This is a genomic window from Frankia sp. Hr75.2, from assembly GCF_949319125.1.
In the GTDB taxonomy this organism is placed as follows: domain Bacteria; phylum Actinomycetota; class Actinomycetes; order Frankiales; family Frankiaceae; genus Parafrankia; species Parafrankia soli.
Window position 1 is genome coordinate 1 of record NZ_CASGGV010000033.1, and the last position, 21,604, is coordinate 21,604.

The 21,604-nt window shown below is 69.0% G+C and carries 30 protein-coding genes and 2 pseudogenes; 14 read left to right on the plus strand and 18 right to left on the minus strand.

Annotated elements, in window-relative coordinates; translation table 11 throughout:
* Window positions 1-62 precede the first annotated feature (62 nt).
* The 3 genes and pseudogenes from AC559T_RS03490 to AC559T_RS03500 all read right to left on the minus strand — a co-directional run.
* Window positions 63-1,199: a hypothetical protein gene (locus AC559T_RS03490; protein ID WP_498867719.1), complete on the minus strand. Its 1,137-nt coding sequence runs from the start codon at window positions 1,197-1,199 to the stop codon at window positions 63-65.
* A complete protein-coding gene (locus AC559T_RS03495) occupies window positions 1,196-1,426 on the minus strand; it encodes a hypothetical protein (protein ID WP_498867799.1) in 231 nt (76 codons plus the stop codon). Before AC559T_RS03495 ends, AC559T_RS03490 begins: the two co-directional genes overlap by 4 nt.
* A pseudogene (locus tag AC559T_RS03500) lies at window positions 1,427-1,582 on the minus strand (hypothetical protein); the annotation flags it as partial.
* Here AC559T_RS03500 and AC559T_RS03505 point away from each other — a divergent pair.
* On the plus strand, window positions 1,552-1,707 hold the full coding sequence (locus tag AC559T_RS03505) for a WCX domain-containing protein (RefSeq protein WP_498867795.1): 156 nt from the start codon (window positions 1,552-1,554) through the stop codon (window positions 1,705-1,707). The pseudogene AC559T_RS03500 and the gene AC559T_RS03505 sit on opposite strands and share 31 nt — an antisense overlap.
* 359 nt (window positions 1,708-2,066) lie before the next feature.
* Here the strand turns inward: AC559T_RS03505 and AC559T_RS03510 are convergent, their stop codons facing one another.
* Together AC559T_RS03510 and AC559T_RS03515 are read right to left on the minus strand one after the other, a co-directional pair.
* Window positions 2,067-2,450 (minus strand): twitching motility protein PilT, encoded by a 384-nt coding sequence (locus AC559T_RS03510; protein ID WP_235014005.1) that lies wholly within the window; start codon window positions 2,448-2,450, stop codon window positions 2,067-2,069.
* On the minus strand, window positions 2,447-2,692 hold the full coding sequence (locus tag AC559T_RS03515; RefSeq protein ID WP_112106445.1) for a hypothetical protein: 246 nt from the start codon (window positions 2,690-2,692) through the stop codon (window positions 2,447-2,449). The genes AC559T_RS03510 and AC559T_RS03515 overlap by 4 nt, the downstream gene beginning before the upstream one ends.
* Before the next feature lie 34 nt (window positions 2,693-2,726).
* Between AC559T_RS03515 and AC559T_RS03520 the strand changes: the two genes are divergently transcribed.
* On the plus strand, window positions 2,727-2,996 hold the full coding sequence (locus AC559T_RS03520) for a hypothetical protein (RefSeq protein WP_498867720.1): 270 nt from the start codon (window positions 2,727-2,729) through the stop codon (window positions 2,994-2,996).
* A gap of 17 nt (window positions 2,997-3,013) precedes the next feature.
* Here the strand turns inward: AC559T_RS03520 and AC559T_RS03525 are convergent, their stop codons facing one another.
* The 5 genes from AC559T_RS03525 to AC559T_RS03545 form a co-directional block, all read right to left on the minus strand.
* Window positions 3,014-4,045: an NAD(P)/FAD-dependent oxidoreductase gene (locus tag AC559T_RS03525; RefSeq protein ID WP_498867721.1), complete on the minus strand. Its 1,032-nt coding sequence runs from the start codon at window positions 4,043-4,045 to the stop codon at window positions 3,014-3,016.
* A gap of 110 nt (window positions 4,046-4,155) precedes the next feature.
* Window positions 4,156-4,629: a TetR/AcrR family transcriptional regulator gene (locus tag AC559T_RS03530; RefSeq protein WP_498867722.1), complete on the minus strand. Its 474-nt coding sequence runs from the start codon at window positions 4,627-4,629 to the stop codon at window positions 4,156-4,158.
* Window positions 4,630-4,964: 335 nt separating this feature from the next.
* Complete coding sequence (locus AC559T_RS03535) at window positions 4,965-5,408, minus strand: SRPBCC family protein (RefSeq protein WP_498867723.1); 444 nt, start codon at window positions 5,406-5,408, stop codon at window positions 4,965-4,967.
* Window position 5,409: 1 nt separating this feature from the next.
* A complete protein-coding gene (locus AC559T_RS03540) occupies window positions 5,410-5,835 on the minus strand; it encodes an ArsR/SmtB family transcription factor (RefSeq protein ID WP_498867724.1) in 426 nt (141 codons plus the stop codon).
* A complete protein-coding gene (locus AC559T_RS03545; RefSeq protein WP_498867725.1) occupies window positions 5,832-6,293 on the minus strand; it encodes an SRPBCC family protein in 462 nt (153 codons plus the stop codon). The genes AC559T_RS03540 and AC559T_RS03545 overlap by 4 nt, the downstream gene beginning before the upstream one ends.
* A gap of 175 nt (window positions 6,294-6,468) precedes the next feature.
* Here AC559T_RS03545 and AC559T_RS03550 point away from each other — a divergent pair, with 175 nt between their 5' ends.
* The 3 genes and pseudogenes from AC559T_RS03550 to AC559T_RS03560 form a co-directional block, all read left to right on the plus strand.
* Entirely contained in the window at window positions 6,469-6,807 is a 339-nt protein-coding gene (locus AC559T_RS03550) for an ArsR/SmtB family transcription factor (RefSeq protein WP_498867726.1), read from the plus strand.
* A complete protein-coding gene (locus AC559T_RS03555) occupies window positions 6,804-7,286 on the plus strand; it encodes an SRPBCC domain-containing protein (RefSeq protein WP_498867727.1) in 483 nt (160 codons plus the stop codon). Before AC559T_RS03550 ends, AC559T_RS03555 begins: the two co-directional genes overlap by 4 nt.
* Window positions 7,287-7,303: 17 nt before the next feature.
* Window positions 7,304-7,459: pseudogene (locus tag AC559T_RS03560) on the plus strand (hypothetical protein); the annotation flags it as partial.
* A 167-nt stretch (window positions 7,460-7,626) separates the two neighbouring features.
* Here AC559T_RS03560 and AC559T_RS03565 read toward each other — a convergent pair.
* Together AC559T_RS03565 and AC559T_RS03570 are read right to left on the minus strand one after the other, a co-directional pair.
* Window positions 7,627-7,764, minus strand: coding sequence for a hypothetical protein (locus tag AC559T_RS03565; RefSeq protein WP_498867728.1), 138 nt, complete (start codon window positions 7,762-7,764; stop codon window positions 7,627-7,629).
* Between the two features lie 351 nt (window positions 7,765-8,115).
* A complete protein-coding gene (locus AC559T_RS03570; protein WP_498867729.1) occupies window positions 8,116-8,457 on the minus strand; it encodes a MerR family transcriptional regulator in 342 nt (113 codons plus the stop codon).
* Between the two features lie 63 nt (window positions 8,458-8,520).
* On the opposite strand from AC559T_RS03570, the gene AC559T_RS03575 reads away from it, so the two are divergent.
* Window positions 8,521-9,357: an LLM class F420-dependent oxidoreductase gene (locus AC559T_RS03575; RefSeq protein WP_498867730.1), complete on the plus strand. Its 837-nt coding sequence runs from the start codon at window positions 8,521-8,523 to the stop codon at window positions 9,355-9,357.
* Window positions 9,358-9,495: 138 nt separating this feature from the next.
* On the opposite strand, the gene AC559T_RS03580 is transcribed toward AC559T_RS03575, so the two are convergent.
* Window positions 9,496-10,764 carry an ATP-binding protein gene (locus tag AC559T_RS03580; protein WP_498867731.1) on the minus strand — a complete coding sequence of 423 codons (1,269 nt, stop codon included), beginning with the start codon at window positions 10,762-10,764 and terminating at the stop codon, window positions 9,496-9,498.
* A 600-nt stretch (window positions 10,765-11,364) separates the two neighbouring features.
* Here AC559T_RS03580 and AC559T_RS03585 point away from each other — a divergent pair.
* Window positions 11,365-11,646 carry a MazF family transcriptional regulator gene (locus tag AC559T_RS03585; protein WP_498867732.1) on the plus strand — a complete coding sequence of 94 codons (282 nt, stop codon included), beginning with the start codon at window positions 11,365-11,367 and terminating at the stop codon, window positions 11,644-11,646.
* 110 nt (window positions 11,647-11,756) lie between these two features.
* Here the strand turns inward: AC559T_RS03585 and AC559T_RS03590 are convergent, their stop codons facing one another.
* Complete coding sequence (locus AC559T_RS03590; protein WP_498867733.1) at window positions 11,757-13,256, minus strand: hypothetical protein; 1,500 nt, start codon at window positions 13,254-13,256, stop codon at window positions 11,757-11,759.
* Between the two features lie 338 nt (window positions 13,257-13,594).
* Between AC559T_RS03590 and AC559T_RS03595 the strand changes: the two genes are divergently transcribed.
* From AC559T_RS03595 to AC559T_RS03620, 6 genes are all read left to right on the plus strand, one after another.
* Entirely contained in the window at window positions 13,595-13,933 is a 339-nt protein-coding gene (locus AC559T_RS03595) for an ArsR/SmtB family transcription factor (RefSeq protein ID WP_498867734.1), read from the plus strand.
* The gene (locus AC559T_RS03600) at window positions 13,930-14,433 is read left to right on the plus strand and encodes an SRPBCC domain-containing protein (RefSeq protein WP_498867735.1); all 504 of its coding nucleotides are present in this window, start codon (window positions 13,930-13,932) and stop codon (window positions 14,431-14,433) included. Before AC559T_RS03595 ends, AC559T_RS03600 begins: the two co-directional genes overlap by 4 nt.
* A 465-nt stretch (window positions 14,434-14,898) precedes the next feature.
* Complete coding sequence (locus AC559T_RS03605; protein WP_498867736.1) at window positions 14,899-16,575, plus strand: plasmid pRiA4b ORF-3 family protein; 1,677 nt, start codon at window positions 14,899-14,901, stop codon at window positions 16,573-16,575.
* Between the two features lie 102 nt (window positions 16,576-16,677).
* The gene (locus tag AC559T_RS03610) at window positions 16,678-17,001 is read left to right on the plus strand and encodes a PadR family transcriptional regulator (protein ID WP_112106456.1); all 324 of its coding nucleotides are present in this window, start codon (window positions 16,678-16,680) and stop codon (window positions 16,999-17,001) included.
* A complete protein-coding gene (locus AC559T_RS03615; RefSeq protein ID WP_131626803.1) occupies window positions 16,998-17,357 on the plus strand; it encodes a hypothetical protein in 360 nt (119 codons plus the stop codon). The genes AC559T_RS03610 and AC559T_RS03615 overlap by 4 nt, the downstream gene beginning before the upstream one ends.
* Complete coding sequence (locus AC559T_RS03620; RefSeq protein WP_200835290.1) at window positions 17,354-17,713, plus strand: hypothetical protein; 360 nt, start codon at window positions 17,354-17,356, stop codon at window positions 17,711-17,713. The genes AC559T_RS03615 and AC559T_RS03620 overlap by 4 nt, the downstream gene beginning before the upstream one ends.
* A 20-nt stretch (window positions 17,714-17,733) precedes the next feature.
* Here AC559T_RS03620 and AC559T_RS03625 read toward each other — a convergent pair whose 3' ends face one another.
* Window positions 17,734-17,871 (minus strand): hypothetical protein, encoded by a 138-nt coding sequence (locus AC559T_RS03625; protein ID WP_165938734.1) that lies wholly within the window; start codon window positions 17,869-17,871, stop codon window positions 17,734-17,736.
* A 43-nt stretch (window positions 17,872-17,914) separates the two neighbouring features.
* On the opposite strand from AC559T_RS03625, the gene AC559T_RS03630 reads away from it, so the two are divergent.
* Window positions 17,915-18,847, plus strand: coding sequence for an aspartyl protease family protein (locus AC559T_RS03630; protein ID WP_498867737.1), 933 nt, complete (start codon window positions 17,915-17,917; stop codon window positions 18,845-18,847).
* A gap of 566 nt (window positions 18,848-19,413) precedes the next feature.
* On the opposite strand, the gene AC559T_RS03635 is transcribed toward AC559T_RS03630, so the two are convergent.
* The 3 genes from AC559T_RS03635 to AC559T_RS03645 form a co-directional block, all read right to left on the minus strand.
* Window positions 19,414-19,872, minus strand: coding sequence for an NYN domain-containing protein (locus AC559T_RS03635; protein WP_498867738.1), 459 nt, complete (start codon window positions 19,870-19,872; stop codon window positions 19,414-19,416).
* Window positions 19,873-20,167: 295 nt separating this feature from the next.
* On the minus strand, window positions 20,168-20,305 hold the full coding sequence (locus AC559T_RS03640) for a hypothetical protein (RefSeq protein WP_498867739.1): 138 nt from the start codon (window positions 20,303-20,305) through the stop codon (window positions 20,168-20,170).
* A 188-nt stretch (window positions 20,306-20,493) separates the two neighbouring features.
* Window positions 20,494-21,528 carry an aldo/keto reductase gene (locus tag AC559T_RS03645; protein ID WP_498867740.1) on the minus strand — a complete coding sequence of 345 codons (1,035 nt, stop codon included), beginning with the start codon at window positions 21,526-21,528 and terminating at the stop codon, window positions 20,494-20,496.
* Window positions 21,529-21,604 lie beyond the last annotated feature (76 nt).

A 21,604-nucleotide genomic window follows, 5' to 3' on the forward strand; every position in this document is an offset into this window, starting at 1 on the left:
AGTGGGCTATCGAACAAAAATGTGACCAGCCGCGGCATCACGGCCGGGCCCGACGGGAACTTCTACATCGCCACCGGCAGTACCGGTACGACGCTGTGCGGCGTGAACAGCAGCGGCACCCTTCTGGTCGTCAACCCGGCGATGACCGCGTTCGGCTGCAACAACCTGGGCCCAGGAATCTTCAATTCCCAGGACGTCGCCGTGCAGCGTGGCACCGGCCGGCGCGACCTGCTGGCGAACGCCCAGCAGCGAGACCTGCACCCGGCGCAGCGCCAGCCAGGCCGCGACGGCGGCACCCAGCGGGATGCCGAACGCGACCGCCAGCACGTCGGCGAGGCTGAGCGAAATGTCGGCGGGGTGGAAGCGGTCGCCGGTGAACGGGATCGCGGCGAGTTCCGGCCGGCTCGCGAAGAACAGCGCGAATCCGGCGACGGTGCCAGCGCCGGCCGCGCGGTCGACTCGACGGCCGAGAACACCGAGATCTGCCGGGGGGTCGCCCCGACCAGCCGCATCGCCGCGAACCGCTGCTCCCGCCGGGCGGCGGCGAGCCGCGTCGCCGTCCCGATGAACATCAATACCGGGAAGAGCAGCGCCACCGCGACGACGGATAGCACCAGCGTCAAGGCGTCGGGGTTGAATCCGACCACGCAGCCGTCGCAGTCACCCGGGTCGGTCGTCGAGATCTGGTTGACCCGCTGCCCACCGAGCCGCTCCGTGGCGGGGTCACGCCCGATGAGGATGATCAACGAGTCGGGCGACGGCAGCGCGGCCGGGCCGAGTACACCGGCCTCACGCCCTGGAAAGCGGTCGCCCAGCTCGCCCGACGGCACGGTGCGCAGCAGCTCGGCGAGGGCGGGCGACACGTAGAACTCGCCGGCCGCGGGCAGCCGCGGAACGCCCGGCGGGACCGCGACACCCGGCCCGAGGGAGGCGACGTCGATCCGGCCGATGGACTCGCCATGGTAATAGTCCTCGCGTAGCAGCCACCACAGCCCGTCACCCGGACCCTGGGTGGAGTCCGGCGCGATCGCCGTGTTGAGCCAGCCGTAGCGCAGGTTCTGCGCCTGGACGGCGTTCATGCCGGCGAGAGGGGCCAGCAGCATGCCGACTCCGAGCGCCACCGCACCGGCGAGGACGGCGAGCCGGGCGGCGGACTCCCGCCCGCCGGCCAGCGAGAGGCGCAGCGCGAGCCAGATCATGACGGCACCAGCGCGTTCACCTGACCGTCACGCACCATGACCTGCCGGTCCGCGTACGCGGCGACGCGGGCCGAATGGGTGACCAGCACGACGGTCGTGCCCTGTTCCCGGGCGGACCCGACGAGCAGGTCCATGACACGTTCGCCGGTGAAGGAGTCGAGCGCGCCGGTCGGCTCGTCAGCGAACAGCACCTCCGGCCGGCCGACGAGGCCCCGCGCCAACGCCACCCGCTGCGCCTGGCCGCCGGACAGCTCACCGGACCGGCGTCGCTCCAGCCCGGCGATGCCGAGCCGCTCGACTGCTGAACAGCGCGCTGGCTGTCCGCGCCGAGGAACCCGACGCAGACGGCTGGCTGCGGCTGGAGGTGACCTTCCAGGATTCACGGCACGCCGAGTGGGCGCTGTGGCAGCTCAGCACGAACGCGGAAGCCCTAGCCCCGCAGTCGTTGCGCACTTCCCTGCGCAACCGCGCCGCCGCTATTGCCACCCGCTACGAAGACCCATCCTGAGAGTTCGTCGCCCGGTACCGCTGGCCATCCTGCTAACCGTCGCGGAACAGCGCTGCGCGGTGGATCACGAGCCCAGCGGTCGGCCTGCCGGTCGCTGACCCTCGCGGCCTCCGGCTGATGATCGGGGCTGGGACGGCCGCGATAGACGCGGACGGCGGCGAGCTCACCGCGAGTGCCACTCGTTCTTTCCACGCTCACCGAAGGTACTCGGCGGCACTCCCCGGCCCGCCTGCCTGCGCATCCCCACGGCTGCCGCGCTGAATTACCAATGTCGTGTACGGGGTCAACGAGCGAGCCTCGTCGGCGTTGGTGGCGTCACAGCCGTGCTGCTGGCCAAGGGAAGCCGGCTGGTGAAGTTGCTAGCAGGGCACTACCACGGCTGGTACGCCGCCCGCCTGAACAAGCCGGGTGATGTCCTTGGGGTCGCTGGTCAGGATGCGGTCGCCCGGACGGGCGAGCAGGGCGACCGTCGCGTCAACCACATCAGATGTGCCGGCGCGGCCAAGTAGCACACCGGCATCGCGACCGGTCCGCTCATCAACGGTGCACACCTCCACCGCGCGTAGCAGGCGGGCCAGTGCGGCCTGCCGCCCGGCCTGATTCCGCCAAACCTGGGCAACGACGACGGCGTTACTCCGTAGCCCGATGTCCCGCTGCTGCGCTATCCGGAGTCGGGCGACCATCTCCCGATCGCCGCGCTCGACAGCCAGGAACGCGCCCGCGTCGAGAACGAGCGCGCTCACGCCGCCGACTGATCCGCGCGCAGGCCCAGCTCGCGCTCAGCCCGCGCCAGTTCCTCCGGCGTCAACGCCGGATTTGCCGTCTCCCACGAGTCGAGGAACTCGGCGAGGGCATCGGCTCGAAGCTTCGCGGCAGCGGCGACCGCCAGCCAGGCCGACAGCCCGACGCCAGCGCGCCGGGCGGCATCCCGAACCGCGTCGCCCAGTTCGCCGTCGAACGAGACGCTCATCTTGTCAACCTTCACCGCTCCAGAATACCGGAGTAGCAACTACCGCGGTATGTCAGCTCGGCGTGGCTCGTCCACGGTGCCTGCCGGGCGGGCGACCAGTACCAGCACCTCGTGCTCGCGTGGCGTCAGTTCGTCGAGCAGGCCGGGCGGCGTCGGCGGGCGGGTACGGGCGGCGAAGGTCTTGACCAGCCGCCTGGTGATGGTCCGCTCCGGCCTGACACCACTGGCGGCGATCAGCCTGCACCTGGTGGATGGTGCCGTGCGCACCATCCACCTGGTCAGCAACCCCGAGAAGCTGGCGGGGCTGCGCGACCTATGATCGCCGCCGTCCGGAGCTCACGCGGCGGCCGGACGGCGCGCCGCTCGGCCGCCGCGGCTCGACAGCGCCGCCGCGGGCAGCGGCACCCGCCGCGCGAGACGGTAGGTCGAGCGCGGGCTGCTGGTGACCGTCTCCTTGTAGCGGACGGCGGCCCGGCCGCGCAGGTACCAGCGGCGAGGGGTGTCGTCCGCGTGGGTGAGCTGGATGACCGCATCGCGTCGGCCGAGACTCACCGGCTGATGGATGTAGCCAAAGCGGAACGGCTTGGCCTCGCGACCCCGCATCCGCCGCGCAATCGAGGCGGCGGCGTGCGCCCCGGTGGGAATCCCGCTCTGGCAGGTGCCGTGGATGACACCCCAGGCCTGATGGATCGCGGCCGCGTCACCGATGGCGTAGATCGCCGGATCGCTGACCGCGCGCAGCGTCTCGTCCACCACGATCCGGCCCGTCGCGTCGACGGTCAGGCCCGCCTCGGCGGCCAGCGGCGAGGCCCGGAAGCCCGTCGTCCACAGCACGGCGTTCGCTGGGACGATCTCGTCGCCCAGCTCGACACCGTCGGGAAGCACCTTGGTGATCTCCACCCCGGTTCGGACCTCGACGCTGAGGCGGTCGAGCGCCCGCCGAACGTGGGCGCGGGCACGCGGGCCCATCGCGGTGGCGGGCTCGTTCCGGCTGAGCAGGATGACGTGGATGCCCGGATAGGACTCGGCGATCTCGGTGGCCGCCTCGAGCCCGGCGAGGCCGGCCCCGCCCACCGCCACGGTGCCGGTGCCGATCTGAGCCAGCCAGCCCGCGAGCCGCGCCGCCTCCGTTGGGCTGTTCAACGTGTGCGCGTGCAGGCCGGCGCCGGGGACCGGATCGGTATCGGCCGCGCTACCGGTCACATATACCAGCGTGTCGTAGGGCACCAGCAGGGGCCCTTCAGCGGTGTCGACGTGCAGCACCCGGCCGGCCCGGTCGATCCGCGTCGCCCATCCCTGGACGAACTCGATGCCGGCGGGCTCGACGAGGCTCGGAATGTCGATCTCGGCCATCCGCTGGGCGGTCACGATCATCCGTACGACGCCCAGGAACTGGTAGGCGATGTCGGTAGCGGTGATGTCGTCGGCCAGCGTGCTGTCGGTCCGGGAGCGTTCGACGGCGTCGTGTCCGATGCCCGTCAGATGGGCGACTGCCCGTCAGATGGGCGACTGCCCGTCAGATGGGCGACGCAGCGTTGCAGCTCGGCCCCTGAGGGGTCGGCATTCGCGAGCAGGTCGACCGCCGCCCGGTTGTGGACCAGGGGCGTCAGCGCCGCGGTGAAGAACGCACGGAGCGCGTCGATCGCGGATGGGCCCGGGGGGAGGCTAGACGTGGCGAGGCCCGCCAGGTCGGTGTTGGTGATCTCCTTCACCAGATGCTGGCGCGTCGGGAAGTGCCGGTAGAGCGTGCCGACGCCCACACCCGCCTCTCTGGCGATGGCGCGCATGTCGACGTCGAGGCCGCGCTCCCGCAACATCGTTGTGGCCGCCGCCACGATGCGGGCCCGATTGACAGGCGTCGACAGCTCCAGCCCGCCGGTGCGGGTCCAGCACATGAGCACCGAGATCGCGGACGGCCTGCAGCGCAGTTGACCGTCGAGCGGACCAGCCACACATTTCTGGCTCGTGGCTATCGCCCGGTCACAACCGGGCGCGCTCCGCGGAGCGGGCGTCCTGGACGAGCGTTCCGCTGTGGAGTACGCCCGCCATCGCACCGTCGCGCCAAGCGGCGGTGGAGTCGTAGAGCGCGGCCTCGGTGTCGACGGTGGAGATCAGAACGCCGCTTCGATTACGCGGCAGCCGTCCACTGACGACACCGTCGGCCCGGACGAAGAAGGCGCCCCACCCTATCTGGCCGGACCAACCCCGCCCCGCTGGCAGTTTCGCCGATGGTCCTCGACGGGCGCACAGCCGCGGCTCGACCTTTGTTCCGTAGCCCTCGACTCGCTCAGTGCCAGTCGCTGATCTGGACGTCCCGCGGCGCCGGCGCGCCCTCGCCGGTCTCCACCAGGTCTTTCAGACTCATCAGGAACGAGCCCCACTTGGTGCTGCAATGGTGCATGAACTCCACCGGCTCCTTCCAACCCTGGTGGCTGAAGAGCACGATCGTGTAGTCGCCACTCTGGCGCAGGTCCCAGTCGATCGTCGTCCCGACCCATTCTTCGGGTCCGTCCACCACCCGCCACAGGACCCGATCGGACGGCCGTGACTCGACAACCTCCATATCGAAACCACCCGCCGGAAAACGGAACTCAAGGACGCCGCCCACGTCGGCACTGCCCTTCGTGTCGTCGGTCCACCAGCTGGCGAGGCCCTCGATGGTCGTCAGCGCGTTGTACACCTTCTCCGGGTTAGCGCCCCGCACTCCGACCCTGTGCAGAATGTCCACCATCTCAGCTCTCCTCAGTCTCGTTGATCTCGTTGATCTCGTTGGTTTCGCTGGTCTCGTTTATCTCGCTGGTCTCGCCGTGTGTCTGCTGGGCGCGCTGGATCGTCTCGGCGATCCGCCTGATCCGCCGCAGTCGGGCGTCCCACGTCGAGCCGACAGACGACAGCTGGGCCACGGCGCGGGCAAGCTGGACGTCGTCCACCCGGTAGCGCTTCTCCCGGCCCTCCGGCGCGGCCCGGACCAGACCCGCCCGGTCGAGGACGCCGAGATGCTTGGCCACCGCCTGCCGGGTGACCGGCAACTGCTGGCTCAGCGTGGTCGCGGTGCCGCCCCCGTCGATCAGCAGCAGGTCGAGCATCCGGCGCCGGGTCGGGTCCCCGATCGCGGACCAGAGGTCGTCGTCGACGGTCTCGGCCACCGCGACGCTCATCGCGGCACCCGCAGCGTGGCGACGTATGGCACCAGCCGCGGCAGGTAGTAGGCCCAGCCGGTGACGTGCTCCTGATACTGCTCTTCCAGGAGTGCGACCTCCCAGCCCATCTCACGGAAGCCGGTCTCGGTCATCCGCAGCAACGTCCCGTCACCGGACGGGGCCAGGTCGAAGGTGACCAGCAGCGAGTTGCCCTCCACCGCGACCTCGCCGGCCGGATGCGTCCAGCGGAACGAGAACGTCCGGGGCGGCCGCGCGTCGACGACGGTGAACGCCACCACCTTCCCGTCCGCGTCGCAGTCACCGAAGACGATTGCCCCCGACGCCCCGGGGGTCGGGTCATACCGGGCCTCGTCCGGCCACCACTCCTTCAGATGCTCAGGACTGCTGACCACGTCGAAGACGATCTCCGGCGCCGCCTCGATGTAGATCTCACGCTCGATGGACCCGAACTCCATGCCAGCCTCCAGCAACCTTTGGTTGCACATCAGACTAGCCGGGAGTCGCCCTTGATGCAACCATCGGTTGCGCTGACCCCACTCGAACCAGACGGCACACCACCTCAGGCAGCGCCTGCGACGCGCCAACACTTTGCCCTTGCACTAAGTGTTGCGGCGAGCAATGCTTAGCCGCATGGCACAGTATTCGGCGGAGCTGGACGGTGTGTTCGTCGCCCTCGCCGACCCGACCCGGCGCGACGTCGTCCGACGCCTCGGCCGCGGTCCGACGAGCGTCGGCGATCTCGCCCGCGAGTTTCCGATGACCCTGCCCTCGTTCATGAAGCACATACGGACACTCGAGGCGAACGGGCTGATCCACACGGTCAGGTCCGGCCGGGTACGCACCTGTGCGCTCAACCGCGAGCGCCTCGTCCTGGTCGACGGCTGGCTCACCGAGCAGCGCCGGATCTGGGAAGCGCGCACCGATCGCCTCGAACGCCTCGTCACCGATCCCAAGGAGAATCAGCGGTGAATCCCGACCTGGACCTCAGCCTTGAACGGATCATCCGCGCCCACCGCACCGCCGTGTGGAACGCGTGGACCGACCCATCCAGCTTCGAGAAGTGGTGGCTCCCGGCGCCGACCCTGTGCCGCGTCGACCACCTGGACGTCCGGCCCGGCGGCGCGCTCGTGACCCGGCTCAGCGACGACGGGGTGGAGTTCCTCCCGCACGTCGACGCGACCTTCCTCCTCGTCGACGAACTCGAACGCATCGTGTTCACGAACGCCATCGACAGCGCCTGGCGCCCCGCGAGCCCTGCCCCGGTCGCCATGACCGCCGAGATCACCCTGCGCGAGCATCCGGACGGCACGGATTACCGGGTCATCGTCCGCCATGGTGATCCGGCCGCCCGGGCCCGTCACGAGGAGCTCGGCTTCTTCGAAGGCTGGGGCTCGGTCACCAGGCAGCTCGCCGCGGTCGCCGAAGGTGTGGCGGCGGTGTCCGGGTAGCCCGCCGGATCATCGATGTGGACGCGTTTGGACGCGTTGCGCGGCCTGGCGCTACTCGGAATCCTGGTAGTCAACATCGCGTTCGGGATAGTGCTCGCCACGCAAAGACGCACGGCATCAAGGCGTTCCGCCACCCGGTGGTCGGCCCGCTGACCCTGCGCTTCGAGACGCTCGGACTTCCTGGCGACCAGCAGAGCCTGATCACCTATCTGCCCGTCGATGCCGAGTCGCCGCGACGTTGCGCCTCCTGGCGGCCTGGGAGGAAGGGCACCCGGCTCCCGAACGTGGTGCCTCACTCCAGCACCCGCAGATCCGCGGATCCGATTCTGACGCTACGCCGTCAGGTGAGTGCGGATTGCCCCGTCCCGCTCCATCCTTCCAATACTGACTGGTCCAGCACCATCCCGATCAGCAACGCCAGCGGGTCGTTGGTCAGCAGTTCGTCGGCCTCGTCGATCTGGCTCAGGTGCAGTCCCACGACATCACCGTAGCCGACCTGGTCGGCTGGCTGCCGCGGCCGGCGGCCAGGCTGCGGTGCTGTCGGTGTAGTCCCGGCAGCCTTCGTAGTCGAGGGTCACGGGCCCGCGGTCGGCCTGCCGGTCATTGGCCCTCGCCGTCTCCGGCCGGTGATCGAGGCTCGGACGGGCGCGGTGGGGTCCGAACTCGGCCCGCCCCTCGTCGATCAGCCGCGCCCGGCGCCGACGCACCCTGGGACGGAACGGACGCTCGCGCCTGGGTGGAGATAGCCCAGGGTGCCTGGGCGACGCTCGAAGCACAGTCCACGAAGGCCTGCGGCGGCGGTGCTGCGGCTCGTGACGCCGCCTTCGCGTCAGACCATGAGCATTCGGGAGATCAGGGTGCGGGCTCGATCAAGTTGATCGGCCTGATGGTCCAGCCGGGCGAGTTCACCACGAAGTTTCGCGGACACCTCCTCGCACGGGATGATTCTTGGCGTCGCGTCAAGTGTGCAGGGCAGCACCTGCCGAATTGTCGCCACCGACAATCCCGCGGCGAGAAGCACCCGGATTCTGGCCACTGTCTCCACCGCTGAGTCCGGAAATTGACGGTAGCCGTTCATACCTCGGCCGGCGACCAGCAGACCGTGCGTTTCGTAGTGCCGCAGCGACCGCACACTCGCGCCCGTGGCGGCGGACAACTCACCGATCAGCATCCGGCACCGCCTCCGATCCGCGCGTTTGACCCTCACACCAGTGTCAGACCCTACTCTCCTCCCATGAACTTCGGGATCTTCACAGCGGTCACCGACAACCAGCTCAGGCCGGCATCGCTCGCCAGGGCGATCGAGGAACGGGGGTTCGAGTCACTGTTCATCGCTGAACACACCCACATCCCCGTCCGCCGGGAGACGCCACACCCCGAGCTGGGTGAGATTCCGCGCGAGTACTACCGCAATCTCGATCCGTTCATCAGTCTGACGGCCGCCGCGACCGCGACGACCCGGCTGCGGCTGGGTACCGCGGTCGCGCTGGTGGTGCAGCGTGACCCGATCCTGCTGGCGAAGGAAGCCGCCAGTCTCGACCTGATCAGCGACGGGCGGTTCGAGCTGGGAGTTGGCGCCGGCTGGCTACGTGAGGAGATGCGCAACCATGGCACCGATCCGGCGACGCGGGTAGCGCTGCTGCGAGAGCGGCTCGGCGCGGTCAAGGCACTGTGGACCCAGGAGCAGGCGGAGTTCCACGGCCGTTTCGTCGACTTCGATCCGGTCTTCCAGTGGCCGAAGCCGGTGCAGCGGCCCCACCCACCGGTCTGGGTCGGCGGGTGGGGCCCGACCACCTTCGACAGGATCGTCGCCGACGGTGACGGCTGGCTCGCCCCCGCTCTTCCGGTCGGCGACCTGGCCACGGGGGTCGACAACCTGGCGAAGGTCGCGGGCGAAGCGGGAACGGCCACGCCGCCGGTGATCGCGACCCTGCTGGACCCCGACGAGGCAGCCATCGAAAAGGTGACTTCCCTTGGTGTGCACCGCGTTCTGTTCGGCCTGCTCTCCATCACCGAACCGGACACGACGCTGCGCGAGCTCGACCGCTTCAGCGCCCTGCTTCGCGCGTAGTCCTGTGAGCGTCCGACCGCGCCCACTCCACCTGGCGCCCAGAGCCGCTGACCCGGAAGATCCGACCCTGATCACCAGATCAGCCGCACGGCGGATGCAGGGTTCGTGACGACCCGCGGCTCCGCCCGCCCCAGTGGGTCACGGACCGAGAAGTGCCAGCGGGACCACGGCGACATCATCACGTCGACGGTAGGCGTGCTCGCCCGCATAGATCACGAGGGCGTCGATCAGATCTTCTCCGATGCGGTCTCGCAGCCAGTTCAGATGCCTGACGTCGGAATCCTCGACCCGGTCCGCCAGCTTGACCTCGGCCGCCAGCACGCGGCCGTCCGAGCGCTCGACTATCAGATCGATCTCATGGTCGTTGTTCTGGGTACGCAGGTGACCCACCCGGGCCTCGGCGGCCTCGGCGTAGGTATGAAGGCTGAGCGCGGCGAGGTGCTCGAACAGGGCCCCGAGGATCGTGCCTGCCGGGAGGACGGTGCTGCCCTGCTCGGCCCGCAGCAGCGCGGAGCCGTCGAGTCCGAGCAGCCGTGCGGCCAGCGCCGGGTCCGCCAGGTGGTGTTTGGGGGACCGGCCGAGCCGGTCGAGATGGTTTCGGCTGGGAATCCACGGTGGTACCGCGTCGAGCAACCACAGTGACGACAGGGCGTCACGATAGGCAAGAGTGGTCTCCTTGGCTGGCTTGTTGCCCAGGCCGGGAGTCGCCGCATCCAGAATTTTCGAGTAGGCCGTCGTCGTCGACGTGGCGGCAGCATAGGCCGCGAGCCAGGCGCGCAGCACCGTCGGGCGCCGGATCGGGTAACCCTGCTCGGGAAACTCCCGTTGAACGACGTTGTCCAGGTACGCGTCCAGTTCGGCTCGACGCACCCGCGGCGGCAGGCTGCGGATAGCGGGAAAGCCCGATGCCGTGATCTCCTCGACGTAGTCCGTCAACCGCACGGCGGTCGCACCCCCGACGTCGCCGTTTCCTTCGAGGAGCGCAGCGAGGCTCACAGTCGGCTCGTCGACGTCCCGCTCGGCCAGGCTCAGCGGGCGCATCCGCAACGGCACGATCCGCCCTGCGCCCGAGTGGACCACTGCCCCTCGGGGTGCGGAGCTGCCCGCGATGATGAAGTGACCGGCCGGCGAGCCGGCGTCGACCGCACGCCGCACGTGGTCCCACACCTCGGGAAGGCGCTGCCACTCATCGACCAGGACCGGCCCCGGCAGCCGGGTCAGGACGGTCGGATCGGCGGCCACGATCTCACGCTGGCCGGGAAGGCTGAGATCGATGATCGACGCCGCACGCCGCATCGCGGTCGCGGTCTTGCCCACCGCCTTCGGCCCGTGGATCGACAGAGCGCGAAGATGCGGCTGAAGTGCGTCCAGCGTGCCGTCGAGCACACGACGCCGATAGTCGACCACATCTCTACTCTACCAACGACAGATGCCCTAGTCTGCTAATAGCAGGCCCGCGAGTCTGCTGATCCAACCTCGTCGACAGCCCCGGCCTGACGGACGGGCCGGGCCTCGCACTGTCCTCACCAGCCGAGGCGCCGTCTGGCGGCCACCTGCGAACCGCCCCGGCGCCGTCGCCCCGCACCGGCGCACGGTGGAGCTGGGGATCGATCCGATCGACTCGGATCGCTACTCTACGAAATCAAGCTGGAACGGACCGTCCGATCCCACTCCACCCTTCCGATACTGGCTGGTCCAGCACCATGCCGATCAACAGTGCCAACGGGTCGTTCGTCAGCAGCTCGTCTGCCTCGGCGATCTGACTCAGGTGAAGTCCCACACCATCACACTAGCGTCGCGTCGCCCACCCCGAAGATCGGCACTCGCCGGAGAGCCCCAGATGGTGCGCTTGCCGGTAGGACTCTGCTGGGTGACTCCTGATTGCCGATCATGGTGCCGCGCGATTGACTTCATGTCGACCTTGACGTCTCCAGAGACGTGACAGCTGCCGCGGGCGGGGCGCGTGGTCATGTCTGGCGGTCGTCGTACTGCCGCTGGCTGTGCTCGATGTCAGGGTCGTGCTCGACGGCCCACTCAGCCAGCGCCACGGTCTACAACGAGATCGCCGACGAGCCGACCGTACTGGTCGCGCTGGTCGCGCTGGTCGTGGAGGACGCCGCCGACGAGGGGTTCTGCGTCAGGCTCGGCGAGGGCCAGTGGGCCGTGATGGGCCTGGTCACGTTCGTGGCCAAGGCCGCTCTGGACGAGTGCCTGCGCCTGGTCGACGTCCAGACGCTCACCGACGCCAACACCATGCTTTTCAAGATCCTGGCCACACCCGAACACTGACGTCTCATGCGTTCTATCCGATAACTGCTGGTCAACGCGGGCACCACGAGGGCGGCCCGCCCGGCTGTGGCTGTCCGGGCCGCCCTGGCCAGCGCAAGGCCGGCCGCGACTCAGACCGGGTTCGGAGTGACGGCGTTCAGGCTGGCCGCGACGTGGTTGACCAGCGCCTGGGTCTGGACGGCCGCGCCGGCCGTGAACGGTGGCAGCGGGCCGGCGACCATCGGGTTCACCGCTGCCCGCCACGCAGCCAGGCGCGCCTTGTCAGCGAGCCGGCCCGGCCCGGCCGGAGCGTACAGGTGCACGTTCGCGTAGTTGAGGCCGTTGAGCAGCGCCCGTTCGAACGCGTTCTGGTTCCCGGCCCCGGCCCCGCCGGGCCCTGCGACCGCCGCCGCGCCGTCCTTCGAGCCCGCGACGAAATAGTGCAGCCCGGCACGCCCGGACGGCTCGACGACCATCGTGATGCCGTTGGCGAAGCCCTTGCCCCGCGGTCCCGGCGTCTCCCACTGCTCGTGCCAGCTCCGGCCGGCCCCCGTCCCGTACATCTGGAAGTAGTAGAGATGTTCCTGGGCCGGCGGCGCACCGATGAGCGGCACCACCGCCGGGCTGATCTCTGCGCCGCGGGCGTAGTTCTCCAGCGTCACGTAGTCCGCGCCGTCGATGGCGACGACGCCGCCCCAGTGGAATCCCCAGGCGACGTCGTTGATGTTCTGCGCGGTGAGGGCCCGGCTGTTCGAGTAGTCCTGCGCGGTGGACCCACCGACGGACGCCGCGCGGGTACCGAGACTCGTCGTCCACAGCCCCTGGCCGATCCGGGCCGGCCGCGCGTACTGGTTGATTCCCCGCACCTGGAGGTCGTGGTCCAGAGTGGGGTTGGCGACGACGGGGTTACCGGACTTCAGCGCGAAGACCGCCTGGCCGTACCGTTTGGCGATCGCGTTCTGCGATGCCTGGAGAGTGGCGACGGGCGCGACGGTGATCGGGGTGTTCGCGGCATGGCCGCCGGTCAGGGCGATCGCCGCGAAGTACTCGGACAAGGTGTCCTGGCCGGGCGCCACGTAGACCGGCGCGGTGAACACCGGCTGCATGGCCGCGCCGAAGACACCACCGCCGCCGGTCACGTTCATCACCATGACGTCGCAGTTCTCGGTGGTCCGCATCCGGTCGCCGGCGAGGCCGAGGTTGAGATTGACCGGGAAGATCTTGATCAATGTCCGGGGCGCGCCTCCGGCTGGCGGGACGAAGGTGACCGTGGCGCCCGGCTCGGGTATGAGCTGGAAATCGGAGCCGGCCTGGGCGAGCGCGCGGTTCCAGTCGGCGACGGCGTTCTGGCTGGCGAAGAAGTGCCGCGGCTGGCGCCGAGTGAGATCGGCCTGCTCGATGGCAAGGTTTCCCTGGTCGGAAACCCACAGCTGTGGGCTGGGTAGCGGCGGAGCGGCCGCCGGGTCCGGCAACGTACGAACGACAGGAGCAATAGGACCGGGCGCACCGTTGAGAAATGAATAGCCGACCGGCGCGTTCACGTCAGCCCGGAACTGTAACGCGCTGAAGGTGCTGGTCGTCGTGTAGGTGGGAGCGGCGGCGCCGGGCACGGAAAAGTTGTACAGCTGCACGGTGAGAATCCCCCTGGGTCACGGCGGTGTTCCACCGCCGGACTCCGACGGTATCGCGCGCCGACCCCACGCCCGGCTGTTTCCAGAAGGTCGACTGTGTATTTCCACCGGCCCACCGGCGGGCCACCCGCATAGTCATTAAATGGACGTTCAGGGCAGAGTGGGACATCGCCGAGCTCTCGTTCACGCATGAAGGCGCGCCGGGACAGACCGCCATCCAGAGCGTGATCGCCTGATCGCGGCACGCCTTGAGCTCCCGGTCACCTGGCTGCGATCGGACTCGCCGGGACGGCCGCCGCCCTTGCGCCAGGTGTCCCGACGAAGCAATACTTAGCCTCATGGCACAGTATTCGGCGGAGCTGGACGGCGTGTTCGTCGCCCTCGCCGACCCAACCCGGCGCGGCGTCCTCCGACGCCTCGGCCGCGGTCCGACGAGCGTCGGTGATCTCGCCCGCGAGTTCCCGATGACCCTTCCCTCGTTCATGAAGCACGTACGGACCCTCGAGGCGAACGGGCTGATCCACACGGTCAAGTCCGGCCGGGTGCGCACCTGTGTGCTCAACCGCGAGCGCCTCGCGCTCGTCGACGACTGGCTCACCGAGCAGCGCCGGATCTGGGAAGCGCGCACCGATCGCCTCGAGAACCTCGTCACCGATCCTGAGGAGAACCAACGATGAATCCCGATCTGGACCTCACCCTGGAGCGGATCATCCGTGCCCACCGCGCCGCCGTGTGGAGCGCGTGGACCGACCCGTCCCGCTTCGAGAAGTGGTGGCTACCGGCTCCGACCCTGTGTCGCGTCGACCACCTGGACGTCCGGCCCGGCGGCGCGCTCGTGACCCGACTGAGCGACGACGGGGTGGAGTTCCTCCCGCACGTCGACGCAAGCTTCCTCCTCGTCGACGAACTCGAGCGGATCGTGTTCACGAACGCGATCGACAGCGCCTGGCGCCCCGCGAACCCCGCCCCGGTCGCCATGACCGCCGAGATCACCCTGAGCGATCATCCAGACGGCACGGACTACCGGATCATCGTCCGCCATGGTGACCCCGCCGCCCGAGCCCGTCACGAGGAACTCGGCTTCCTCGAAGGCTGGGGCTCGGTCACCAGGCAACTCGCCACGGTCGCCGAAGGTCAGGACACGCGACAGAGCTCGCTCCCACCGGCCCCTGACTGACGGGAGAGCAGCACGAAAACCCTTTTGATGGGAGCGCGACGGGCCGGACCGTCAACTACACCTCGCGCCAGCGCCAGCAGATCATCTTCGCGGTCGCCGCCGGTTCCCTGCGGATATATGTGGCGGGTACGAGCCAGTCTCGCTCATCAACCAGCCGACCCACCATCACTACGTATCGTAGTCAGATCCGCCGATACCCTTGAGGAATCGAACCAGCGGATCAACACCCCGACCTGGGCATCTTCCATTCGATCAACCATCAGATCTCATAGTTCTTACCTATTTACCCAGGTCAGGACATTGTTACGCATCGTGGTGGTCCAGGTGGAAGTCGAACCAACGGTCTATCGCGGCATCGGGTCGGCAGGCGCCTGAGCGAGCCGAGCTGCCAGGCCGATCAGACACGTGCGCGGGCGGGCCACGCCGGGTGCATGATGACGTCGCACCTGCTGCAGACTTGAATGCATGAGCCCCGCGAGCCGTGGTCGCAAGAACGGGAAGAAGCCCTCCGCGAAGGAGCCAGCGCCGGCGAGGCGCACCTCGCGGCCCGCGCTGTCCGCTGTGCCGGACATCGGTGATCAGTCTCCGCGGCCTCCTGACGACAGCGAGCTGGACCCGCGCGCACTCACCGCCGACATGCTTGAGATCGGCGGGGTACTCCGCGAGAACGACGACCCGCTGATGGCGGAGGTGGCCGGTGCGACGTTCGCCGTGCTTGACGACCTCACCGACGGCTCCATCGGGGTGGCGTTCCTTCAGGAGATCGTGCCGCGGCTGGAGGCAGCGGCGACCGAGGGCGCCCTTGCGGTGCTGCTGGCAGTAGGTTCCGTCGCGTCGGGGCCGGTCGGTGTCGCCGCAGATACCGCCGCCGGCCGGCTCGCCGCGGCCGGGGTCTCCCGGCCGCGGTGGGCGGACGAGTTGACTGCGCCACTGGTGGCCGGCGACTTCCAGCGCCGGTATGACGACGAAGGTGACACCGTCCTTCTGAGCTGCACCGTCGAACGGGCTGGCCGGCCGCACGCGTTCTTGGTAATTGTCGACCCATCGGCCTGTGGTGAGGCCGCAGACCTCCTCGTCCTCCCGGCCGAGGACCTTCCCAAGGTTCTGGAGGAGATCACCGCCGCGGCTCGCAGGGACAAGGTCGGACTACTAACCGAGACGCTGGACGCCGAGGAGTTTCGCTGGCAGGTCGAGAACGCCCTGAGCGCGCGTGCGGTGCACGACGACGAGCTCTCGTTCGAGGACGACGAGGAAGCCGCCCCCTTTCTCAGGTTCGGCGAGGAGGTCGAGATCCCCTTCCATGAGGAGGAGGACGGCGAGGATGGGCCGCCGTACGAGGCCCTGGTGCTCGTGCTGCGGTCGCGCCTCGCGACGCTCCCGACCCCCCGGAAGCCCCCCGCTCCGCATGCGGATGACGACGAGGACGAGGGGATCGACGCGCTCGGTGACTTGGCCGACATCGTCAGGATGCTGGACGAGCGGGGGGTGAACCCGGCCGAGCTTGCCGCAGGCATGCTGGCGAACCTGACTGGGCGGCCCGGTCTGCCGCCGACGCTCCCGAAGAAGCCGAAGCGGGCCAAGGGGCAGCGCGCCCCGGTCTACCAGGTCAAGGTAGGGCTGCGCGACGCGAAGCCACCGATCTGGCGACGGTTGGAGGTGCCAGCCGACACCAGCCTGGCGCGCCTGCACACGATCCTTCAGACAGCGTTCGGCTGGGACGACAGCCATCTGCACGTCTTCGAAACGCCCTACGGCAGGTTCGGCAGGCCGGACGCGGACCTTGGCCAACGCGCCGAGGCGGCGGTGTCGCTGGAGCAGGTGCTTCCCGACGTCAAAGCAAAGATCAGCTATACCTACGATTTCGGCGACGACTGGGAGCACCAGATCGTCCTCGAGAAGATCCTCGATCCCGACCCGTCCGTCCGGTATCCGCGCTGCACCGGCGGGCGTCGCGCGGCCCCGCCGGACGACTGCGGCGGTATCTGGGGCTACGAGGCGCTCCTGGAGACCCTGGGCAACCCCAGTCATCCCGAGCACGAAGAGCGGCTGGAATGGCTGGGCCTCGACAACCCCGCCGACCTCGACCCCGCCAGGTTCGACGCCGAGGAAGTGACAGCCGCGCTGTCCCGGCTCCTCCGCTGATGGTGGCGCGACGTCGATCCGACAGCCGCCGAGCGGAGCCTGACGAATGACGAACGCCGACGGCCTTGCCGCTCCCAACTACTACGCCATACGATGCATCGCATGGCGAGGTTCGGACGGGACGAGGGCCTGGCCCGCTTCGGCGAGCCGGGAGTACTCGTCCTGCTGTCACTGAGCGACGGCGCCAAACACGGTTACGCGATCACCGCCGATGTGCTGGAACAGACCGGGGTCCGGCTCGGCCCCGGCACCCTGTACGGCTCGCTGACCAAGCTGGTGGAACGCGGCCTGATAGCCGCACTGCCCAGCAACGACCGCCGCCGCCCCTACGAGATCACGCCGGCGGGAAGAGCGGCGTTGGCCGCTCAGTTGGCTACCTGGTCCCGGGTCGTCCAGACCGGGCAGTCACGGCTGGCCCAGGCATGAGGCGCTTCCTTCTCGCCCTGTGCCCCAGGCAGTGGCGGGCGCGCTACGGCGACGAGTTCGCCGCGCTCCTCCGGGACACCCCTCTGACCTTGGCCGCCGTCGTCGACGTCCTGCGCCTCGCCATGAGGCTCCATCTGCGGGCCAGGCCGTGGCTCGCCCAGATCGCCGGAGCGGTACTCGCCACGGCCGCCATGGAAGCCGCTGCCGTACGGGCAGAGCTGACCGACAACATCCTGTGGGCTCCGAGCACGCCGCTGCGGGCGCTGGCCCTGGTAGCGGTCCTGACGCCGACCGCGATGGTGGTCGACTCCGCGGCCATGCGCCGTGCCCGGCTCCGCGGAGACGAGCTGGCGTGACGGGACTGGCCGTAGCCGCCGTGGTCGCAGCGAGCCTGATCACGGTGGGCCTGATCACGGCACGCCGACCCGCGCCACCGCCAGCCGCTGGCTGGGCCGCACAACTACGGCGCGCGGCGGTCTGTCTTCTCCTTCTGGCGGCCGGCGCCGTTCTTGTCGCAAGGGCCGGATACATCCTCGCCACCGAGCATCCCGGCGATCCGGAGACCTATCAACACGCCTGGGGCGGCCCTCATTACATTGGTTTCATCATCGTGCACGTCGGCCCCGCCGTCCTCGTCCTGTTCCTGACCGGCCTGGCGCTGTGCCGCAGGTTGAGGGGACGCCGGCGAGCGGTCAGCCAGCAGCGCGGGTGACAGGAAACCCGGGCCAACCGTTATTCGTTCTTTCCGAAACCCGCATGGTCAAGGACCATGTCGATGAGCAGCGCCAACGGATCGTTGGTCAGCAGTTCGTCTGCTTCGGTGATCTGGCTCAGGTGCAGTCCCACGCCATCACCGTAGCCGACCGTCACGTGGCGCCCGTGGCACCGTCGGCGCGAGCAGGAAGGTGACGCAATGGACATCCGTGCCGACAGTCCGGTCTCGACGCGGATCACGTCCCGACGGAACTGGTGCGAGCGCCCCATAGTTCCGCGATCCGTCCGCCGGGGCGCCTACCTCTCCCCGTTCCTGCCAGGGGTCGACGTGACGCTCGACGGCCACCGCCTGTGCGCCCATATCGATACTGGCGGCACGTTCGTCGTCATGGGAACCCAGCGCGCCGAGGCGCTCGGCATCCGGCTCGCCGCGAACGGACGCGATTACCACGGCACCACCAGCACCGACGTCTACGTCGGTGTGGCCAGGGAGCTGACGCTCGGCGGAGCCACCCTGGCCAACGTGCCGGTCGAGGCGATGCCCACGCTGCACGACGGCCAGGACGTCGTACTCATAGGCACCAACATCCTGCAACAATTCCTCGCCACGATCGACTACCCGGGCCAGCGCCTACTTCTGTCGCCACGCCGCGACCCGCAGCAGGCGACCGACCACCTCGCCCAACTCCGCGACCTGAAGGAGGTCGCGCGGTTCCCCTTCTACCTGTGGGGAGATCATTACATGTTCGCGCGGGGCGGCTTCGGCACCCGACAGGACCTCAACTTCTTCATCGACTCGGGACTGGCCTACGTCATCCAGGAGGAGGACTCGCAGCCCCGCCAGGCATGCCTGTACACGACGGCCCGGCACTACCGCTCCTGGGGAATACCCCGGGCCCGCGCCGCTGGCCCGCACTTCGAAGCCGACCAACCGATTTGGCTGGGGCCGCTCCGCCAGGACAAGCAGTTCGTGGCCACGTCGCCCGCGCGTCGCCCGCCCTGGCATTCGTTCGGCGGCGTACGCATCGACGGTCTGCTGTCCCACGCCTTCCTGAGTGCCTACGCCTGGACCCTCGACTTCGACCGGCACGAGTACACGTTCCGGCAGCCGGCACGCCTTCAGGTGCCGTGATTCGACGACACTCGCGCCCGGCATTGGGCGGCTCGGTTCGTGTGTAGCGCCTCCTCGGTCTCGATGGTCACTGAAGGGCGGGTTGATCCACACCTTAGGGGCGGCACGGGCGGTGTGGGGCGGCGACGGATCCGTTCGGGGTGGACGGCGTCAGGGACCGGGGCGTGCCGGGAACCGCGCCATTGCGCGACACGCGTCACCGCGCCGCTCGTGGGCTCGCCCCACCCGCGTGCCCGATCATCGGACAGCGACGGCAGGCACGAGTGGGCATGACCCCACGGAAGATCCGATCCTGATCACGAGATCAGCCGCCGGGCCGACCGGGATTCGTGACGGCCCGGCGGATCCGCGGTCCAAGCTGGTCCGGCAGGCAGAAAGATTGACCAGCCGCCGCGCGATTCGCGCCGCGCGTGGACCCAGACGTCAGCCACGCACAACAGCACCCACGTGAGCCGTGATCGCCGGCCCAAGTAGACAAAGGCACCGACGGTGTAGTGGTGCAGGAGCAGATAGAACACGAAGACCGCAGGCAAGCCAAGCCGCCGCCGACCGTCAGGCCGCAGCGATCAGATCGCCGTGTAGTCGGTGTAGTCCCGGCAGGCCTCGTAGTCGTCGGCGTCCAGGTAGTGGCACCACGGAAGCTGCGAGTCAGGAAAGCGGAGTCGGCTCGTGCCCTTCCAGCTCGCGACCTCCACATGGATACCAAGATCGCGGAAGGCCTCCAGCGCGGGCACGAGGTCCGTGTCGCGGCTGAACAGGACGCCGATGTCGTAGGTGTCCTCGCAGGCGAGACGCACGAAGTCCACGGCGAGTGCGACGTCGATACCCTTCTCCTGCGCGGGCTCGGCCGGCCATGCCTTCGGGTAGCGGGGCTGCCGGCGGGCAACGACCACACGAGGATCACGGGCCCAGCGGTCGGCCTGCCGGTCGCTGGCCCTCGCCGCCTCCGGCTGGTGATCGGGGCTTGGACGGCTGGCCGCGGTAGACACGGACAGCCGCAAGCTCACCGCCAAGTCGTCGTCCATCGACGATCCGCCGCGCCACACGCACGGGATCGACGTGTCCATGCTGGCCAGGCGTGCCGGCGGGGAGGAACCTGCCGCGTGCCGAGAGGCGGACGTTCTGGTAGTCGATGAAAACAGCGACTCGCGGGGGCATGACCTAGCCGATCTAGAAAAAAGCCCCGCCAGTCCCGGAGGACGGCGGGGAGAAAGTGACTACCACGTCACTGGCGCAGGCTCCGGACCGTCAAACGCAGACACGGTCGCTCACTGTGGTCCTTCACTCCGGTAGCCCCGAGCCGGGAGTGGCACTGCACGGTCAGGCATGCGCAGAATGTCGCATCCCGCTCCATCCTTCCGAAACCCGCTGGTCCAGAACCACGCCAATAAGGAGTGCAAACGGATCGTTGGTCAGCAGCTCGTCCGCCTCGGCGACCTGGCTCAGATGCAGTCCCACGAGGACACCGTAGCCAACCTCGGGGCAGAGGCCGTCATACCGGTGGTCGGACCGCGATGAAGTCAGCGGCCTGGGCGTCTGCCGACGGGCGACAGCGATCTTCTGCGAACGAGGCCGAACCGGCAGGTCCGGCTCCTCGCCGCCGAGCACCGTCCGGGCACGCCACCGGCCGGATATTGGCCGCCGCCCTAGACCGGCGACGGGTTCAGCCGGGCGAAGCCCTCCTGCCGTTGGTACGGGAAGTACGGGTAGGGAGCGGTGCGGGCGCTGGCCGCGTCCAACCGTGCCATCTGTCCCGCGGTCAGCGACCAGCCGACCGCCCCGAGGTTCTGCCGTAGCTGTGTCTCGTCCCGTGCGCCGATGATGACGGAGGACACCGTGGGCCGCTGGAGCAGCCAGTTGAGGGCGATCTGCGGCACGGCCTGACCGGTCTCCGCAGCAATCTCGTCGAGCGCGTCGACCACGGTGAACAGGTACTCGTCGTCCACCGGCGGGCCGTAGTCCGCGGTGGCGGGTAGCCGGCTGTGCGCGGGCAGTGGCTGGCCGCGACGAATTCGGCCGGTCAGCCGACCCCAACCCAGTGGGCTCCAGACGATCGCGCCGACGCCCTGATCCAGGCCCAGTGGCAGTAGACCCCACTCGTAGTCGCGGCCGACCAGCGAGTAGTAGACCTGGTGCGCCACATAGCGCGGGTATCGGTACTTCTCGGCGATGCCGAGGGACTTCATCAGCTGCCAGCCCGCGAAGTTGGACACGCCTAGATATCGAATCTTGCCGGCCCGCACCAGATCGTCCAGGGTGGCCAGAACTTCCTCGATCGGGGTGCCTGCGTCGAATGCGTGCAGCTGGAAAAGATCGATGTAGTCGGTGTTCAGTCGACGCAGGGCGGCGTCGCACGCGGCGAGCAGCCGGGCACGGGACGAGCCGGCGTCGTTGGGCCCATCGCCGAGGGGCAGGCTTGCCTTGGTGGACACGAGCACCTGGTCGCGCCTGCCCCTGATGGCCGCGCCGAGCACCTCCTCGGAGGCGCCATCGGAATAGACGTCGGCGGTGTCGAACATGGTCACACCCGCCTCCAGGCAGATGTCCACCAGGCGCCGGGCCTGGTCAGCGTCGGTGTTGCCCCAAGCGCCGAACAGCGGACCACGGCCGCCGAAGGTGCCGGCACCGAAGCTCAGTGCGGGAACCAGCAGCCCGGATGCGCCCAGGCGCCGATACTCCATAGCAACCGCCTAACGATTCTCCAGTTCCGTTAAGATGACTCGACCGTACCACGCAGAAAGGCACTAGCGGAACTGG

Coding starts and splice junctions, on each gene's coding strand:
- AC559T_RS03490 (WP_498867719.1), bottom strand. CDS start 1,199: ATGATCTGGCTCGCGCTGCGCCTCTCGCTGGCCGGCGGGCGGGAGTCC.
- AC559T_RS03520 (WP_498867720.1), top strand. CDS start 2,727: ATGTCAGCTCGGCGTGGCTCGTCCACGGTGCCTGCCGGGCGGGCGACC.
- AC559T_RS03535 (WP_498867723.1), bottom strand. CDS start 5,408: ATGGTGGACATTCTGCACAGGGTCGGAGTGCGGGGCGCTAACCCGGAG.
- AC559T_RS03540 (WP_498867724.1), bottom strand. CDS start 5,835: ATGAGCGTCGCGGTGGCCGAGACCGTCGACGACGACCTCTGGTCCGCG.
- AC559T_RS03545 (WP_498867725.1), bottom strand. CDS start 6,293: ATGGAGTTCGGGTCCATCGAGCGTGAGATCTACATCGAGGCGGCGCCG.
- AC559T_RS03550 (WP_498867726.1), top strand. CDS start 6,469: ATGGCACAGTATTCGGCGGAGCTGGACGGTGTGTTCGTCGCCCTCGCC.
- AC559T_RS03570 (WP_498867729.1), bottom strand. CDS start 8,457: ATGCTGATCGGTGAGTTGTCCGCCGCCACGGGCGCGAGTGTGCGGTCG.
- AC559T_RS03575 (WP_498867730.1), top strand. CDS start 8,521: ATGAACTTCGGGATCTTCACAGCGGTCACCGACAACCAGCTCAGGCCG.
- AC559T_RS03585 (WP_498867732.1), top strand. CDS start 11,365: ATGTCAGGGTCGTGCTCGACGGCCCACTCAGCCAGCGCCACGGTCTAC.
- AC559T_RS03595 (WP_498867734.1), top strand. CDS start 13,595: ATGGCACAGTATTCGGCGGAGCTGGACGGCGTGTTCGTCGCCCTCGCC.
- AC559T_RS03600 (WP_498867735.1), top strand. CDS start 13,930: ATGAATCCCGATCTGGACCTCACCCTGGAGCGGATCATCCGTGCCCAC.
- AC559T_RS03605 (WP_498867736.1), top strand. CDS start 14,899: ATGAGCCCCGCGAGCCGTGGTCGCAAGAACGGGAAGAAGCCCTCCGCG.
- AC559T_RS03610 (WP_112106456.1), top strand. CDS start 16,678: ATGGCGAGGTTCGGACGGGACGAGGGCCTGGCCCGCTTCGGCGAGCCG.
- AC559T_RS03615 (WP_131626803.1), top strand. CDS start 16,998: ATGAGGCGCTTCCTTCTCGCCCTGTGCCCCAGGCAGTGGCGGGCGCGC.
- AC559T_RS03630 (WP_498867737.1), top strand. CDS start 17,915: ATGGACATCCGTGCCGACAGTCCGGTCTCGACGCGGATCACGTCCCGA.
- AC559T_RS03635 (WP_498867738.1), bottom strand. CDS start 19,872: ATGGACGACGACTTGGCGGTGAGCTTGCGGCTGTCCGTGTCTACCGCG.
- AC559T_RS03645 (WP_498867740.1), bottom strand. CDS start 21,528: ATGGAGTATCGGCGCCTGGGCGCATCCGGGCTGCTGGTTCCCGCACTG.